This is a genomic window from Citrobacter sp. Ce129, from assembly GCF_030334545.1.
GTDB classification, from domain to species: Bacteria; Pseudomonadota; Gammaproteobacteria; order Enterobacterales; family Enterobacteriaceae; genus Citrobacter; species Citrobacter europaeus.
Genome location: NZ_JAOWDS010000065.1, coordinates 556,765 through 572,917, shown reverse-complemented (window position 1 = coordinate 572,917; position 16,153 = coordinate 556,765). Strand labels below are relative to the sequence as shown.

The window sequence follows — 16,153 nt, the reverse complement described above, 5'->3', positions numbered from 1 at the left end:
ATGCAGACGCAGCTTACGCTTTCAGTACGTCCAGCGCCGCTGTGTAGTCTGGTTCGTTGGTGATTTCATTGACCAGTTGGCTGAAAACAACGTTGTCATTTTCATCGATAACGACCACGGCACGTGCGGCCAGGCCTTTCAGCGGGCCTTCAGCGATTTCAACACCGTAGTTTTTCAGGAATTCTGCGTTGCGCAGGGTGGACAGCGTGATAACGTTGCTCAGACCTTCCGCGCCGCAAAAACGAGAGTGGGCGAATGGCAGGTCGGCCGAAATGCACAGTACGACGGTATTGTCGATTTCTGTCGCCAGTTGGTTAAACTTACGTACCGATGCCGCACAAACGCCGGTATCGATGCTTGGGAAAATATTCAGCACTTTGCGCTTGCCTGCGAACTGGCCCAGCGTAACGTCAGACAGGTCTTTAGCCACAAGGGTAAAAGCCTGAGCTTTGCTTCCAGCCTGAGGAATAGAGCCGGCAACGGCTACCGGGTTGCCCTGGAAATGAACGGTTTGTGACATGGTTATCTTCCTGTTTACATATAGTTAACGTCAGGGCTAGTTTATGCCATCAGTAGTTAACACGGCAAACGCTATTTGCGGATATCCGCTTCAGGTACTGCATTAAGGAAAACAGATGAGAACAGTTAAGGTGTATGAGGAAGCCTGGCCGCTGCACACTCCCTTTGTTATCGCCCGTGGGAGCAGAACCGAAGCGCATGTGGTGGTAGTTGAAGTCACAGAAAACGGCGTCACCGGTATCGGCGAGTGCACACCGTACCCGCGCTACGGTGAAAGCGATGCTTCTGTGCTGGCGCAAATTATGAGCATTGCGCCACAACTGGAAAACGGACTGACCCGTGAAGAGCTGCAAAAGCTGCTGCCAGCGGGGGCTGCGCGTAATGCCGTGGACTGCGCATTGTGGGATCTGAGTGCGCGCCAACAGCAGCAGCCGTTGGCGGAATTGGTGGGAAGTGAGCTGGCGGAAGTGGTAACGACGGCGCAAACCGTGGTGATTGGCTCGCCGGAACAAATGGCGGCGAGCGCGGCTGCGTTGTGGGAAAATGGCGCGAAACTATTAAAGGTTAAACTGGATGCGCGATTAATCAGCGAACGGATGGTCGCTATCCGTGCCGCGGTCCCTGATGCCACGATTATTGTCGACGCCAATGAATCCTGGCGGGCAGAAGGCCTGGCGGCACGCTGTCAGCTCCTGGCTGATTTAGGTGTGGCGATGCTGGAGCAGCCGCTGCCGGCGCAGGACGATGCCGCGCTGGAGAATTTTGTGCATCCGCTGCCGATCTGCGCGGATGAAAGCTGTCATACCCGCAGCAGCCTGAAAGCGCTGCACGGGCGCTATGAAATGGTGAATATCAAACTGGATAAAACAGGCGGCCTGACGGAAGCGCTGGCGCTGGCAAATGAAGCTCGCGAGCAGGGATTTGCGCTCATGCTGGGCTGTATGCTGTGCACCTCCCGGGCGATCGGCGCGGCGTTACCCCTTACGCCGCAGGTTAGCTTTGCCGATCTTGATGGTCCTACCTGGCTTGCCAGCGACGCGGAGCCGGCACTGTATTTTACGACCGGACACCTTCATCTCTAGGGTGCCAGCGCAGGAGATTGGACATGGCCAGCAGGTATTTCTCGCTCGCTTCATCTGATGAAATGGGGGGGAATTCGGCGGTTATGCAGTGTAAGTTCAGATCTGCGCACCAGCTTCCAAAAGAGCCGGGCGTTTCATAACCTACGCTGGTAACGAGGGGCAATTCAAACGACTGCGCCAGCCACGCGCCTAATTCGCTGCGCCTGGGATCTTCAATACAGGCCAGCGGATCGTGAAAAGAGACTACCCACGCCGGATGAATTCGGTGAATAAGTTGGCATAGCGCCTGGGTTTCCGGTTCTGAGCCCGGACTTTCGCCGGTCAGCAACACCACATCGCGTTCTTCTGCGCTGCTGTTCCAGCGATACACCGTTTCGCCCGCTTTCCAGTTTGCGGCGGGAAAGTTACGGTTTAGATCCACGCCGTTGGCATTTGCGCGTAGTCCGAGCTGGCAACCGTCAGGGTTAACGGCCAGCACCACATGGTGACGACGCAAGGAAGGGTTAAGCGTACGCAATGCGCAGGAGAGAGTGACGACCGATGCGTTTTCGTCGCCGTGCGTTCCTGCCAGTATCAGGCCGCTTTCACGATCGGCTGCCAATGCGGGAAACCAGATTAACGGCGCGCCTAACAATGAACGTCCGTAATGTTCGGTCCCAGGTGGAAATGCGCCGCGCTCGGCACGGGGGCGGGTAACGGTCATAGTCATCTCTGAATGCATGGGTTATTACTCGCAGTGTTGTGCAAAATGTATGGATAATCAAATCGTTTTCACACACTTATCTTTTCAGGTGTAATATCACTTTCTTGTCGGAAGTTAATTGCATTTCCTGCTGGCGATACAAATAATTACACATTCACTTAGTAGCCGGAATTGAGGGTATTTTATGCAGCATTCTGTTTCAGTAACCTGTTGTGCGCTGTTGGTAAGCAGCATTTCATTATCCTGGGCTGCTGATGTTCCCAGCGGAACGGTACTGGCAGAAAAGCAAGAACTGGTGCGTCATATCAAAGACGAACCTGCGTCGCTGGATCCGGCAAAGGCCGTCGGGCTTCCTGAAATTCAGGTTATTCGTGATTTATTTGAAGGGCTGGTCAACCAGAATGAGAAGGGCGAGATTGTGCCCGGCGTCGCCACCCAATGGAAAAGCAACGATAACCGTATCTGGACCTTTACGCTGCGTGACAATGCGCAATGGGCCGATGGTACGCCGGTAACGGCCCAGGATTTTGTCTATAGCTGGCAGCGTCTGGTTGATCCGAAAACGCTGTCGCCGTTTGCCTGGTTTGCTGCGCTGGCGGGAATTAGCAACGCGCAGGCGATCATCGATGGGAAAGCCTCTCCGGATAAGCTCGGCGTTAGCGCGGTTGATGCGCGTACATTAAAAGTCCAACTGGATAAACCGCTGCCCTGGTTTGCCAATCTGACGGCGAGTTTCGCGTTTTATCCGGTACAAAAAGCTAACGTTGAGAGCGGTAAAGAGTGGACCAAACCGGGCAACCTGATCGGTAACGGCGCCTATGTGCTCAAAGATCGCGTCGTCAACGAAAAACTGGAAGTTGTGCCGAATACGCATTATTGGGACAACGCCAAAACGGTGCTGCAAAAAGTGACCTTCCTGCCAATTAACCAGGAATCGGCAGCAACCAAGCGCTACCTTGCTGGTGATATCGATATTACCGAGTCCTTCCCGAAAAACATGTATCAGAAATTGTTGAAGGATATCCCGGGCCAGGTTTACACCCCGCCGCAGCTTGGTACTTACTATTATGCCTTCAATACCCAGAAGGGACCGACGGCAGATTCACGCGTGCGTCTGGCGCTTAGCATGACTATCGATCGTCGTCTGATGGCGGAGAAAGTTCTGGGAACCGGTGAAAAGCCCGCATGGCATTTTACGCCGGATGTCACGGCAGGATTTGTGCCGGAACCTTCACCGTTTGAGCAAATGAGTCAGGAAGAACTGAATGCGCAGGCGAAAACGCTGCTGCGTGCGGCGGGCTATGGTCCACAGAAACCGCTTAAACTGACGCTGCTGTACAACACCTCTGAAAACCATCAGAAGATCGCTATTGCTGTCGCGTCGATGTGGAAGAAAAATCTCGGCGTTGACGTAAAACTGCAAAACCAGGAGTGGAAAACCTACATCGATAGCCGTAATACCGGTAATTTTGATGTGATCCGCGCTTCCTGGGTAGGTGATTACAATGAGCCATCTACATTCCTGTCGCTATTAACCTCGACCCATACGGGTAATATCTCCCGCTTTAATAATCCTGCTTACGACAAAGTGTTGACCCAGGCTACTCTGGAGAATACGCAGAAAGCGCGCAATGTCGATTATAATGCCGCGGAGAAAATTCTGATGGAACAGGCACCTATTGCGCCGATTTATCAGTATACCAACGGACGTTTAATTAAACCGTGGTTGAAAGGATATCCGATTACTAACCCTGAAGATGTCGCATACAGTCGCACAATGTATATTGTGAAGCACTGAAATAGCTCGCTCGTTCGGGAAGTGGTACTGGCTATTTCCCGAACAAATAAGGCTGTGACGAAGGTGGGGTTATGAAAGCAATGGAAAAGTATCATCCGATAGATTGCGATCTTCATGATTACCTGGAAATCGCCTGTATGTACCACTATTTGTTGCGCATTGAGTTAACGGATAGCACATGTTTTGATGCCAAAGCGCTGACAACCTGTACCACCGCCGATAAAGAAGAATTTCTGCTGGTGGAGCTGCATGAAAATGAGCAAAAAATTCGTCTGGATTGTCTGTCATCAATCACCGCGCTGACGCCAGGGGCGTCGTTCAGCACAGTGAGATTTCGATGAGCCATACGGCCATATTGAAAGGGACGTAGCGCCGCCGCTACACGGTATAAATCCGGATGTCGTGCGCCTGGAAAGCCGTGGCATACTCTTTGCTGATATTTTCCTCGACGACAATTACATCAATATTGCTGCTTTCAGTGACGATATAACGGGCAACTGCCGGGATTTTCTCCGCCGTCAGCGCGACGATAGTTTCATTACACTGCTTGATCACCGCTTTTTTGAACTCACAATCCGCGTAATCAAATCCCGTTAATCCGGACTCGGGCGACATCGCGCAGCCGCCAATAAATCCCTGATCGAATAAAATACCCTGCACCTGTGAGATGGCCGGGGCGCCCACACACCCTCCCGAAGATCGCTGTACCGCGCCGCCCAGCATAATGACCTCAAACAACGGCTTTTTTAGCAAAGCGGCAGCAATCTCCGGTGAGTTTGTCACTACGGTTAACGCCAGCTCGGCGGGCAGGGCTTCTGCCATCGCCAGGTTGGTACTGCCGGTGTCAATAAAAATGCAGCTTCCCGATTTGACCAACCGGGCACATCTCTGCGCGATGTTGCTCTTTTTCGCCACATTAATATTCTTGCGCACGGTGATGTCTTCGGACTCAGGGAGTGCAATGACCGCGCCGCCATAGACCTTTTTGCACACGCCATCTTTACTCAGTTCATGCAGATCACGGCGGATTGTATGTTCAGAAACACCTAACCTGCTGGCAAGTTCGGAACAGATGACTCTGCCGTTTTCCTGCAGGATCTGATAGATAAGCGCCTGGCGTTGTTCCGGGAACGCTGCGTAATCGAGCATAAACACTCCAGAGAAAATAAAAATCGAGCAACAACAAGCATGATCGTGCATTATGGTTCGCGATGTCAACATCCCTGTGGGGAACCTATTTTTTTGGTTACAGCAAGTAGAGGTCAGCTATGAAGGTTGCGCATATCGCGTTATGGACATTGGATCTCGAGCAGCAAGCTCAGTTCTGGGTTACGTTTTTTGACGCAAGGGTCAACGAAAAATACTGCAGTAAAACCAATCCTGGATTTGAATCCTATTTTGTCAGAATGGGTGAAGATATCGCGATTGAGTTAATGACTAAGCCCGGGCTGACAAAACATACTCCGGACAATAACACCTCAGGGTGGGTGCATCTCGCCATTTCCGTTGGCGGTAGCGAAAATGTTGATGCTATGGCGATGCGTGCAAAAGAACAGGGTGTATTAGTTTCTGGCCCACGCACCACAGGTGATGGCTATTACGAAGCGGTAATACGCGATCCGGACGGTAACCTGATTGAAATTGTGGCGTAGAGCTTAACGCAAGCGCCAGGAGATAAATCGTACGCTTATTATTAATGAGTATGATTCATAAGTTTGTCCTTCTTTCCACCTCTAATCACCAGCCTGTCGAGTCTCTATAATTTTTATAGTTTTCAGCATCCGGTGGCGCATGCCGCCACCGTTTTGGAGAGTCGAAATGCAAAATCAACTGAATACCGTGTCCAGCGCTGATGCGGAGATTATGAATCACCAATTTGATGGCAACAGCGTCTTTCCGCGAGGGGAGAAAAATGAAGCGTATGCGAAGTATTTCACTGGCGACAGCTATCTGACCATGCTCTCCAGGGAAGGTGTGGTAATTGGCAACGTAGCATTTGAGCCGGGTTGCCGTAACTTCTGGCATATCCATCATCAAGGGGGACAAATATTGCTGGTGACTGGTGGAAGAGGCTGGTATCAGGCATGGAGTCAACCGGCGCGTGAGCTGAAAACCGGTGACGTCGTACACATCCCGGCAGGCATGAAACATTGGCACGGCGCCGCGCGTGACAGCTGGTTTGCCCATATCGCGGTTGAAATCCCGGCGCCTGGCGCATCGAATGAGTGGCTGGAACCGGTGAGCGACGCTGAGTACAACCTGTTGCCCTGAACTATGCTGGTTCTGGTAATACCCAATCCCTGAGGAAATCTACATGGTCATGAACGTGAAGGGTTATGCCGCGCTGGCGGTGAAAGAAGATTTAGTCCCACACAGTTTTGTTCGTCGCGATCCGCGTGAAGATGATGTGGTTATCGACATCTTATACAGCGGTGTTTGCCACTCGGATATCCATAACGCCTACAACGACTGGGGTGGCGCTAAATATCCGATGGTACCAGGCCATGAAATCATTGGCCGCGTGATACATGTTGGTAAGTCGGTAACGAAATTTAAAGTGGGCGATCTCGCCGGGGTCGGCTGTATGGTCGATTCATGTCAACATTGTAGCGCCTGTGAACAGGGATTAGAGCAGTATTGCGAAGAAGGCAACACGCTGACGTATAACGATACCGATCGTCACGACGGTTTACCCACTTTCGGCGGTTATTCTGACAAGATTGTCGTGACTGACAAGTTTGTTGTGAAGGTTCCTGAAGGGATCGATTTACGCGGTGCCGCACCGCTGCTATGTGCCGGGATCACCACCTGGTCGCCGCTGCGTCACTGGCAGGTTGGGGAGGGGAGTAAAGTCGCGGTTGTCGGGCTGGGAGGCCTTGGGCATATGGCGATCAAACTGGCTAATGCGCTGGGTGCTGAAGTCACGCTGTTTACGCGCTCGCCGGGTAAAGAAGCCGATGCCCGGCGTCTGGGGGCCCGCCATGTTGTACTTTCGACTGACAGCGAGCAGATGAAAGCCTCAGCGAATCAGTTTGATCTGATTATTGATACTGTCCCGTATGTACATGACCTGAATCCGTATATTCCAACGCTGGCGCTAAGCGGTACGCTGGTGCTGGTGGGTTATCTGGGGGCATTGGATCCCTTCGTGAACTCGGTACCGTTAATCCTCGGACGACGGTCTGTAGCGGGATCGGTTATCGGCGGTATTGCTGAAACCCAGGAGATGCTGGATTTCTGCGGCCAGCACGGTATTACAGCCGATGTTGAAGTGATCAATATTCAAGATATTAACCATGCCTGGCAACGGATGTTGAAAAGCGATGTCAAATACCGCTTTGTAATTGATATTGCTTCATTGAAATAAATACAAATAAAGACGCGGATTTCCGCGTCTTTTCTTTTGTTAGTGTGTCGAGGACGATGCTTCAGGATTATCCATATACAGTGTCTGGCTGGGGAAAGCAAAGTCGGCGCCGTTTGACTGGACAATCGAAATAATTTTCAAATAAACGTCTTGCTGTACCGCGAGCCATTCCTTCCAGACGGTGGTTTTCGTGAAGCAATACACCATGATATTCAGCGATGAATCGGCAAATTCATTGAAATAAACCAGCAGGGTTTGTTTCTGGTCTATTCCCGGATGATTTTGCAGCATTTGTCTGAGCGATTCGACAACAGCAGCGACTTTATCGGCATCTTCATATCGTAACCCGATCACCGTTTTGATGCGGCGGTTCGTCATCCTGCCTGGATTTTCTACGCTGATGGAGGAGAAAATCGAGTTTGGGACATACAACGGACGATGATCGAAGGTGTTTATTTTGGTCATTCGCCAGCCGATTTCCGTAACCGTGCCTTCAATATTGCGGTCTGGAGAACGGATCCAGTCGCCGATGCTAAACGGTCTGTCAAAATAGAGCATAATTCCTGAGAAAAAGTTGCTCAGAATGTCTTTGCCCGCCATACCGACAGCGATACCGCCGATGCCGCCAAAGGTTAACAGGCCGGATAAGCTCATGCCGAAATGCTCGCCATACAGCAAAATGATGGCAACGATGATGGTGATCTTGATAATTCGCGACAGGATCCTCGCGCTGGTGATATCTCTGCCTTTATTGATCTGCGTCTTTTCAAACTGATTAATCACCAGAAAAAGTTTGATAGTCAGGATTAGCGCAATCAACGAGGTGCAGATAAAGTCGACCACGCTGGGGGAGATAAATTTCAGGCTGTAGCTTTCGATAACGTTATTAGCAATACTGCCAAACGTCCCGATGATAATGGCATAGACAAAAAATTGCGCTGCGTGAAATATGAATCCTTTACAGCGCCGCTCTCCACGATGATACCAGACGCTCATCAGGACCAGCGCTGCGCAGCTGCTGAGAATTACCGTCAAATTAAACGCATTATTTATAAACAGTTCAGCGATCATGATTCTTCCAGGTAGCTCCGTGGTAGTTAAATATCATCTGACATCCTCATCATCGAATATTTTACTCAGTTCAGGCGGTCAGATCATTAATCATCAGGAGAGATATATAATGCAATTAGCGCTATTTTCCGGGAAATAGCGCAGGCATCACCTTTGTGAGCAGTTTATGTAGCAGACAGTCAGTTGATGTCATGGTATTGTTAGCGCAAAGTAACAAGGTTTTCATCTGCAAAAGGACAGTACTATGATCATGGCTAAGCTGAAGACAGCGAAGGGACGGAAGTTTCTGTTGTGCCTGCTTGGGGTGTTTATTATCGCAGCGTCGGTCGTGACGCGAGCGACGATCGGTGGCGTTATTGAACAGTATGACATTCCGCTATCCGACTGGACCGCTTCAATGTACGCCATTCAATCTGCAATGATTTGTGTCTACAGTATGGTATTTACGATTCTGTTGGCTATCCCGCTGGGTATCTATTTCCTCGGCGGTGAGGAACAGCACTAAACGTTTGTTATGCCGGATGAGGTCGCCATCCGGCATTGAGTTGAGCGGTTAATCGTCTTCTTCGTCGTCCAGTTCAACGGGCGTCTGATATTCATCCGGCTTGATGACCAGCAGGTCGCAGCGTAGATGATCGATAACCTGTTCTGCGGTGTTACCAAGAAACGCGGCAGAAATCCCGGTACGACCAACGGTCCCCAGTACCACAATACCCGCCTGCAAGTGCTCGGCTAAATCGGGAATGACCTCTTCAGGCAATCCTTTTTCAACGTGCGTCACTTTCTCATCGATACTGAATTTCTGGCGTAACGCCTTCATGGCCAGCAGATGCTGTCCACGGATCGCATCGTTATAAACGCTGGGGTCAAATTCAGGCAGTTCAATTGCGATGTTGATTGGCGTAACAGGATAGGCGCCAACTAAATGCACTTCAGTATGGTTAACCTGTTCTGCCAGTTGGATCGTTTCTTTGACCAGTTTTTCATTGAGCGCATTGTGATAAGGCTCTTCACTGGCGAGGTTAACCGCAACCAGCGCTTTGCCACCTTCAGGCCACGGCTGGTCTTTGACCATCCATACCGGACTTGGGCATTTCCGCAATAAATGCCAGTCGGTGGGGGTGAAAATTACGGCTTCGAGGCGGTCGTGTTGGTGCGCCATCTTGAGGACCAGGTCATGTTGAGCGCTAATGACTTCCTGGATGATGGCTTCAAAGGGACGGTTGTGCCATACCACTTTAATTTCAAGGGGGATCCCTGCTTCGATATAGTATTTCGCTTGTTCACGGATCCATGCTGTTCGTTGACTGATGACCCCCTGACGCATTGCCGTACGCTCATCGGGCGACAGCAGGGTAGTCATCTCGTAGGAAAAGTCATAGATCGGCAAAAAGGCTTTAATTTTGCCACCAATCCGTTGATGCAAATAAACAGCTCGCCGTAATGCTGGTTGATCGTCCTGGTTCGGGTCGATGACGACCAGCATATTTTTATACATAGCCATACAGGGTCTCCTTACAACTGTCACTGCAGTTTGTAATTAAAAGAGTAACCCAATAATGTGGATTGAAACAGGGGATAACCTCCTGCCAGATCAATAAATCGGGAAAATTTAGCGATTTGACAGAAGGATAACAGAGATGCTTGCGGAAAGATTACGCAACGTTACGCGTGTGGCCAGCAAGAACTGCCAGCGCGTCGCTATTCTCAATAGTGATGTATTTACCTTTCACTGCCAGCATACCGCTTTTCTGGAAACGACCCAGCAGGCGGCTGATGGTTTCGACCGTCAGACCGAGGTAGTTACCGATGTCGCCACGGGTCATGGTCAGGCGGAATTCACGAGGCGAGAATCCACGCTGGGCAAAGCGACGAGACAAATTGTAGATAAAGGCCGCCAGGCGCTCTTCTGCATTTTTCTTCGACAACAGCAGGATCATGTCCTGGTCGCCTTTGATTTCGCCACTCATCAGACGCATCATCTGCTGACGCAGATTTGGCATTTTGCCGGACAGGTCATCAAGGGTTTCGAAAGGAATTTCGCATACCATTGAGGTTTCCAGCGCCTGGGCAAAGCTCGGGTGATGTCCGCTGCCAATCGCGTCAAAACCGACCAGATCGCCCGCCAGATGGAAGCCAGTAATCTGCTCATCGCCTTGTTCGGTAATGGTATAGCTTTTAATCGTTCCGGAGCGGATAGCATAGAGTGATTTAAGCTCATCACCTGCTTTAAAGAGCGTCTGCCCCTTTTGGATAGGCTTTTTGCGCTCGATGATGTTATCGAGCTGGTCAAGCTCATGCTCGTTAAGTGTGAACGGGATGCAAAGCTGGCTGATGCTGCAATCCTGGCAATGGATAGCACAACCGCCAGACTGAATGCGCCGTATAATTCGCTTTTCCGGGATCATAGGTCTGCTCAAGCCGTAATTGATATTTGTCAATTTTAACATCTTTTTGGTGAGCACGTAAGCCTGAGCTACTCCCAATAGAGAATAATTCAGGCATAACTGGAGTGAATGTTTGTATCTACTTGATTAACCACACTTAATTTGGGGTCGCATTATGCGGAAGTGTGATGAATAAGGCATTAATTGCCTGGAATCTAGAGTAGCAAATAACCTTCGTGGCGCAATAACCACTCTTTTCGTTGTACGCCACCGGCATATCCGGTCATGGTGCCGTTACGTCCGATGACACGATGACAGGGGACCACAATGCTTACTGGATTGGAGCCATTAGCTGCACCGACGGCTCTTGCAGCGCCGGGGCGTCCCAACTGTTCGGCCAACTGACCATAGTGCATGACCTGCCCACAGGGGATAGTGCGTAATGCTTGCCAGACTTCACGCTGGAAAGGCGTGCCAGCGGTTGCCGTTTCCAGCGTGTCAATAATGCTGAGGTTCCCGGCAAAATACTCCGAAAGCTTATCGCTTAATCCGCCGGGGTTTTTGTTTGCAATGCGCTGATAACCTTGCGCGCGGTAATGAATATCCAGCAATTGTTCCATACGATCGCGGTGCTGATCCCATTCCACCGCGCGCAGGCGAAATTGCTCATCACAAATAACCCACAGCGGGCCCAGCGGCGTGTCGATGATGTCTTCCAGTAAGTTAAGCATCCATATCTCTCATTACAGCGTTCAGGCGAGGTTACACATTATCACGCCAGTGACCGTCGCAGCTATACCCCTAAAAACGGAGATCGGCATGTCGTGAGTAGATCTTTTCAGCGGAGTGAAGCGGATGAATTACTGGAAATAATCGTAAACCGTTGTCGGTATAATTGTGCGCGGTTATGATAACGTTCGTCGTAATTCGCTGGAGGATGAAACATGAACCTTGATGATGCTTCGCTGTTTCTTGATGCTATGGGGGATGTTCAACCGCTGAAGGGCTGCGCCGATGTACACTGGCAGCCAACGCGCAATATCCGCACTCCAGCGCGTATAGATATGTTGCAACTGGATAACTTTCTCTCGACGGGGTTTCTCGATATTGTCCCGTTGAGCGAACCGCTGGAGTTTCGTCGCGAAGGTTTGCAGCACGGCGTGACTGACAAACTGCGAAGCGGAAAATACCCGCAGCAGGCGAGCCTTAATCTCATCCGTCAGCCCGTAGAAACATGCCGTCAGATGTTATTCAGTTTTATACTGCAGGCGCAGCAAGATGGGTTACGTAACGTGCTGGTGATACACGGCAAGGGGCGTGATGATAACTCCCATGCCAATATTGTGCGCAGCTATGTGGCGCGTTGGCTGACGGAATTTGATGACGTACAGGCATACTGCACCGCTTTGCCGCATCACGGCGGCAGCGGGGCATGTTATGTCGCATTACGTAAAACCGCGCAGGCAAAACAGGAAAACTGGGAGCGTCACGCTAAACGCAGTCGCTGAGCAACCTGGTTCATCAGGCGGCCAGCACTCTGTTCCTGCCTTCGTTCTTGGCTTTGTACAACGCGTCGTCCACGCGTTTGAATAATTCATCAATACTTTCGTTTGTTTCGTGCCGCGCAACGCCAATACTGACGGTAAAGCGGGGAAGACCAGGGAGCGTCACCCTGGCGACCGTTGCGCGGATCACCTCTGCAAGATTGAGTGCGGCCTCCAGTGAGGTTCGCGGCAGAAGCAGCACAAATTCTTCACCACCCCAGCGAAAAATAAGATCGTCTTTTCGCGCACACGATTCCAGAGTGCGTGCCAGAGCGCAAAGCACCTCATCGCCTTTTAAATGGCCGAAGAGATCGTTAATGCTTTTAAAACGATCGGTGTCGATCAACAACAGGCTGTAGTCCTGCGTCAATGAGATCGCATGCGTTGGTTCGGGCTCTGTTACCTGATAAAAATGTCGGCGGTTCAGTAATCCCGTTAAGGCGTCACGCAGTGCTGCTCGCTCAAGCTCCTGCTCCAGTCGTTTTTGTTCGGTAATGTCATGAATGATGCACAACATGAGTTTATTACCGTAGATTTCAATCGGTCCGGCGTAGGTTTGTACATGACGCGAGCTGCCGTCTGCCAGTTTATGAACAAAATGCAAAGGTTTATGGCCGCCGGGCAGGTGGGCGATTTCATGCATTACCGGCAGTATGTGGCGCCCCAGCATGTTGATTTCCCAGGTATGTTTCTGACACATCACGTCATGGCTGTATCCATAAAAATTGAGGGCACTGAGGTTCGCATCAACGATTAGGCCATCGCGGGACGGATCGATAAGTAACATTGGCGCGGAGTTGGTCTGGAAAAAACGCGCATAAAATCCCTGCTTTTTTCGTTGATAAGTTGCTGAACGGCTCGCTTTCAAACCCTGCGCTGCAGGCGTCTCAATGCCTTCAAAAAGGATGACGTCACCCACATCTGGCAACGTCCTGATCGACAGGCGACAGGCCATTGCGTTTTTTTCGCCGTCGCGATAAACCGTGAGAATTTCTACAATACCGTGATGATTTCTCAAGTCGCTGAGATACATAGTTAAATCATTTTGCGCATGTGTTGAAAATAGGCCGTTACGCAGTGGGGAAAAACAGAGATCCTGCATTAGCTCCCGTGCAGCGTTATTAGCGAAGACCAGCTCTTCGGTATGCGGCGAAACAATCCACACCGGAAAGGTTAATAAATCCAGTGAATTCAGCTCGGTTGTGCTCATCGATAATCCCGTTATCTTTATCTGCTGTGCTGCCCATTTAATGGCGAATATTTTAGATATCGCAGTCTCACAAGGTTATTGATTGTCGGTGAGACAAGGGTTGTACGACTGGCTTTTGTTTGATGCTGTTTTCTGGTTGTAGCAGTTCATGAATCTTATGCGCTGGCAGCGGTTTTGCAAACAGGAATCCTTGCAGCATGCTACACCCCATTTGGGTAAGAAGTATTTCCTGCTCCTGGGTTTCTATTCCTTCAGCTACTACGCGCATATTCATGGAGTGAGCTATATCAATAATGGTAGACACAATTTTTGTATTTTTGCTGTTCTCGCTAATATCTTTGACAAATATCCTGTCGATTTTTAATTCCCGCGCCGGGAGAGACTTCAACATCAATATATTTGAATAACCAGTGCCGAAATCATCAATAGAAACGGTGATCCCCAAAGCAGAAAAAGCATTCAGGATTTCAATACTGCGTTTTAAATTTTTTAGCGCGGTGCTTTCAGTGAGTTCCAGCGTAAGGCTGGCCGGTGAAAGTTGATATTGCGCCAGGGCATTACACACAACCTCAATAATATCATGCTGTTCAAACTGGGCGGGAGAAAGGTTAACGGCAAGCGTCCATTCTGTATTTCCTTGTAATTTCCAGTAATGCAACTGCATGCACGCCTGCTGGATAACCCATTTGCCGACGGGAATAATCAGGCCCGTTTCTTCCAATGCAGGAAGAAATTCAGCTGGGAGCAGCATGCCGCGATCCGGATGTTGCCAGCGCAATAGCGCTTCAAAACCGGTCAGAGAATGATCTCCGGCAGTATATTTAGGCTGATACCATAGCTCAAACTGGTCGCGTTCAAGCGCTTGTGACAGTTCCTGAAGAAATGTCGGCGGCGTATCCGCGATAGCTTCCATCTCGGGACTATAAATAGCCCAGCCGTTTCTGCCCGCCTGTTTGACATGATACATCGCCATATCGGCCTTCACTTTTAGCTCATGCAGTGTTGAACCATGTTCTGGATAAATACTACTCCCCGCGCTTAACGAAACCCGAATGGTATGTCCGAACAAGGTAAAAGGGTCGCCGATCGCATCGGCAATCCGCGCCAGCAGGGCAGAGATAGCCTGCTGATTGCAGTCCGGAACCAGCAGGATAAATTCATCTCCTCCCAGTCTTGCCAGCGTCATTGAGTCATCAAGGCAACTATAGATTCTTTGTGTACTGGCAATCAGCAACTGATCGCCGATGTGATGTCCCCAGGTATCGTTAACGACTTTGAAGCGATCGAGGTCGATGAACACCAACGCGAAATGCTGTTGATGCAGTTTGGAATGCCGCAGGCAGGCCTGTAAGCAGGTGTCTATATGCGTTCGATTGGCAAGTCCGGTCAGCGCGTCGAAGTGGACCTGGTGTTCAAGCTGGCAATTCAACTGATGCAGATTGTCGGCCAGTCGGGAGGTGCGCAGTTGCGAATCCACCATCGAAACCACCAGCATGATCCCCAAAATAATCAGCGTGACAGCGCAGACCCAGACAGAGAGTTCGAGGGTACTGAGCCCATCGTGTGCAGTATGTCCAAAATGGGTGAAGGATGCCGCTCCCATACCGGTGTAATGCATCGAGGCTATTGCCAGCGCCATAATAAGGGCGGCAATAAGCCGGTTAATCAGCGCGCGACGGGTGTTTTGGCGTAAATGGAAAGCCAGCCATAAGCCGACGCCAGACGCAACGATGGCAATGATCACCGAGAGCAAAATCAGTGAGCGATCCCATGCGATAGCCACATGTTCGATTATGGCGTACATGCCGACGTAGTGCATCGTGACAACGCCAGCGCTCAATATACCAGTGGCAATGACCAGCCGTTTTGTTGATAGCGTATGACCTGAAATAGCGATATTGATAGCGAGAGTCGCGGATATGAGCGCAATAAAGAACGAAAAAGCCGTGAGTGCTAAGTGGTAATTGATCGGCATACTCATTTTCATGGCCAGCATACCGATAAAATGCATCGACCAGATCCCCATACCCAGCGTAGCGCCGCCAGAGAGTCGCCAGAAGGTAGATTCACGTCTGCTGGAGATTGCTACTTTACCCGCACTGTCGAGGGCTATAAAGGAGGCAATAAACGCGACAACAAAGGAAATCCCAATCAATACTGGGTCCCACGACACGTGCAACATCTTGCTACCTATCGAAAAAAAGCCGTGATGGTAAATCTAGCAGGTTTTGTCCAGTTAACCTGATAAAATCAGGTATGTTCTTGTGTTTTTACAATGAGTATTAGAAGTAAGGGCCAGATATTGAAAATAAGAGGCCATTACTAATATATTCATTCATCAAAATTATGATTCTGTGTGTTTTATGCTCGCCACGTGCTCGCCATCACAAAAATCTGATAGCGGGCATCATCGTCTCTGTTTGCGGGATAAGGTACTGAGTTATTCTAAATAAACAGTGCAATCTATCGTCT

17 protein-coding genes are annotated in these 16,153 nt (G+C 50.2%); 8 read left to right on the top strand and 9 right to left on the bottom strand.

The genetic code is table 11. The features are described 5' to 3' along the window. Positions 1-13: 13 nt before the first annotated feature. A complete protein-coding gene (tpx, locus tag OGV77_RS16605; protein ID WP_003020437.1) occupies positions 14-520 on the bottom strand; it encodes a thiol peroxidase in 507 nt (168 codons plus the stop codon). A 115-nt stretch (positions 521-635) separates the two neighbouring features. On the opposite strand from tpx, the gene ycjG reads away from it, so the two are divergent. Then, positions 636-1,601 carry an L-Ala-D/L-Glu epimerase gene (gene ycjG / locus OGV77_RS16600; RefSeq protein WP_087050503.1) on the top strand — a complete coding sequence of 322 codons (966 nt, stop codon included), beginning with the start codon at positions 636-638 and terminating at the stop codon, positions 1,599-1,601. On the opposite strand, the gene mpaA is transcribed toward ycjG, so the two are convergent. Next, positions 1,576-2,304: a murein tripeptide amidase MpaA gene (gene mpaA, locus OGV77_RS16595; RefSeq protein WP_043016189.1), complete on the bottom strand. Its 729-nt coding sequence runs from the start codon at positions 2,302-2,304 to the stop codon at positions 1,576-1,578. The two genes, ycjG and mpaA, sit on opposite strands and share 26 nt — an antisense overlap. Before the next feature lie 184 nt (positions 2,305-2,488). Between mpaA and mppA the strand changes: the two genes are divergently transcribed. Beyond that, the gene (gene mppA / locus OGV77_RS16590; protein ID WP_043016190.1) at positions 2,489-4,102 is read left to right on the top strand and encodes a murein tripeptide ABC transporter substrate-binding protein MppA; all 1,614 of its coding nucleotides are present in this window, start codon (positions 2,489-2,491) and stop codon (positions 4,100-4,102) included. Between the two features lie 71 nt (positions 4,103-4,173). Then, the gene (locus OGV77_RS16585) at positions 4,174-4,443 is read left to right on the top strand and encodes a Rho-binding antiterminator (protein ID WP_075146233.1); all 270 of its coding nucleotides are present in this window, start codon (positions 4,174-4,176) and stop codon (positions 4,441-4,443) included. 37 nt (positions 4,444-4,480) lie between these two features. On the opposite strand, the gene OGV77_RS16580 is transcribed toward OGV77_RS16585, so the two are convergent. After that, positions 4,481-5,251, bottom strand: coding sequence for a DeoR/GlpR family DNA-binding transcription regulator (locus OGV77_RS16580; RefSeq protein WP_087050504.1), 771 nt, complete (start codon positions 5,249-5,251; stop codon positions 4,481-4,483). A 119-nt stretch (positions 5,252-5,370) separates the two neighbouring features. Between OGV77_RS16580 and OGV77_RS16575 the strand changes: the two genes are divergently transcribed. The 3 genes from OGV77_RS16575 to OGV77_RS16565 all read left to right on the top strand — a co-directional run bounded on the left by OGV77_RS16575 (position 5,371) and on the right by OGV77_RS16565 (position 7,469). Continuing rightward, positions 5,371-5,754, top strand: a complete 384-nt coding sequence (locus tag OGV77_RS16575; RefSeq protein ID WP_087050505.1) for a VOC family protein — start codon at positions 5,371-5,373, stop codon at positions 5,752-5,754. 211 nt (positions 5,755-5,965) lie between these two features. Next, positions 5,966-6,373, top strand: a complete 408-nt coding sequence (locus OGV77_RS16570) for a cupin domain-containing protein (protein WP_170928006.1) — start codon at positions 5,966-5,968, stop codon at positions 6,371-6,373. 43 nt (positions 6,374-6,416) lie between these two features. Continuing rightward, entirely contained in the window at positions 6,417-7,469 is a 1,053-nt protein-coding gene (locus tag OGV77_RS16565; protein WP_080625238.1) for an NAD(P)-dependent alcohol dehydrogenase, read from the top strand. Positions 7,470-7,508: 39 nt separating this feature from the next. On the opposite strand, the gene OGV77_RS16560 is transcribed toward OGV77_RS16565, so the two are convergent. Then, positions 7,509-8,540 (bottom strand): mechanosensitive ion channel family protein, encoded by a 1,032-nt coding sequence (locus OGV77_RS16560; protein ID WP_087050507.1) that lies wholly within the window; start codon positions 8,538-8,540, stop codon positions 7,509-7,511. Between the two features lie 244 nt (positions 8,541-8,784). On the opposite strand from OGV77_RS16560, the gene OGV77_RS16555 reads away from it, so the two are divergent. Beyond that, positions 8,785-9,045 (top strand): DUF2534 family protein, encoded by a 261-nt coding sequence (locus tag OGV77_RS16555; protein WP_003020403.1) that lies wholly within the window; start codon positions 8,785-8,787, stop codon positions 9,043-9,045. Positions 9,046-9,093: 48 nt separating this feature from the next. On the opposite strand, the gene uspE is transcribed toward OGV77_RS16555, so the two are convergent. The 3 genes from uspE to ogt all read right to left on the bottom strand — a co-directional run bounded on the left by uspE (position 9,094) and on the right by ogt (position 11,658). Next, positions 9,094-10,044 carry a universal stress protein UspE gene (gene uspE, locus OGV77_RS16550; RefSeq protein ID WP_043016197.1) on the bottom strand — a complete coding sequence of 317 codons (951 nt, stop codon included), beginning with the start codon at positions 10,042-10,044 and terminating at the stop codon, positions 9,094-9,096. Positions 10,045-10,195: 151 nt separating this feature from the next. Then, positions 10,196-10,948 (bottom strand): fumarate/nitrate reduction transcriptional regulator Fnr, encoded by a 753-nt coding sequence (fnr, locus tag OGV77_RS16545; RefSeq protein WP_003020397.1) that lies wholly within the window; start codon positions 10,946-10,948, stop codon positions 10,196-10,198. A 194-nt stretch (positions 10,949-11,142) separates the two neighbouring features. Continuing rightward, positions 11,143-11,658 carry a methylated-DNA--[protein]-cysteine S-methyltransferase gene (gene ogt / locus OGV77_RS16540; RefSeq protein WP_047411005.1) on the bottom strand — a complete coding sequence of 172 codons (516 nt, stop codon included), beginning with the start codon at positions 11,656-11,658 and terminating at the stop codon, positions 11,143-11,145. Positions 11,659-11,871: 213 nt separating this feature from the next. Between ogt and smrA the strand changes: the two genes are divergently transcribed. Next, on the top strand, positions 11,872-12,435 hold the full coding sequence (smrA, locus tag OGV77_RS16535) for a DNA endonuclease SmrA (RefSeq protein ID WP_043016199.1): 564 nt from the start codon (positions 11,872-11,874) through the stop codon (positions 12,433-12,435). Between the two features lie 13 nt (positions 12,436-12,448). On the opposite strand, the gene OGV77_RS16530 is transcribed toward smrA, so the two are convergent. Then, positions 12,449-13,681 (bottom strand): GGDEF domain-containing protein, encoded by a 1,233-nt coding sequence (locus tag OGV77_RS16530; RefSeq protein WP_080625237.1) that lies wholly within the window; start codon positions 13,679-13,681, stop codon positions 12,449-12,451. 67 nt (positions 13,682-13,748) lie between these two features. Next, positions 13,749-15,863 carry a putative bifunctional diguanylate cyclase/phosphodiesterase gene (locus OGV77_RS16525; RefSeq protein ID WP_087050508.1) on the bottom strand — a complete coding sequence of 705 codons (2,115 nt, stop codon included), beginning with the start codon at positions 15,861-15,863 and terminating at the stop codon, positions 13,749-13,751. Positions 15,864-16,153: the final 290 nt, after the last annotated feature.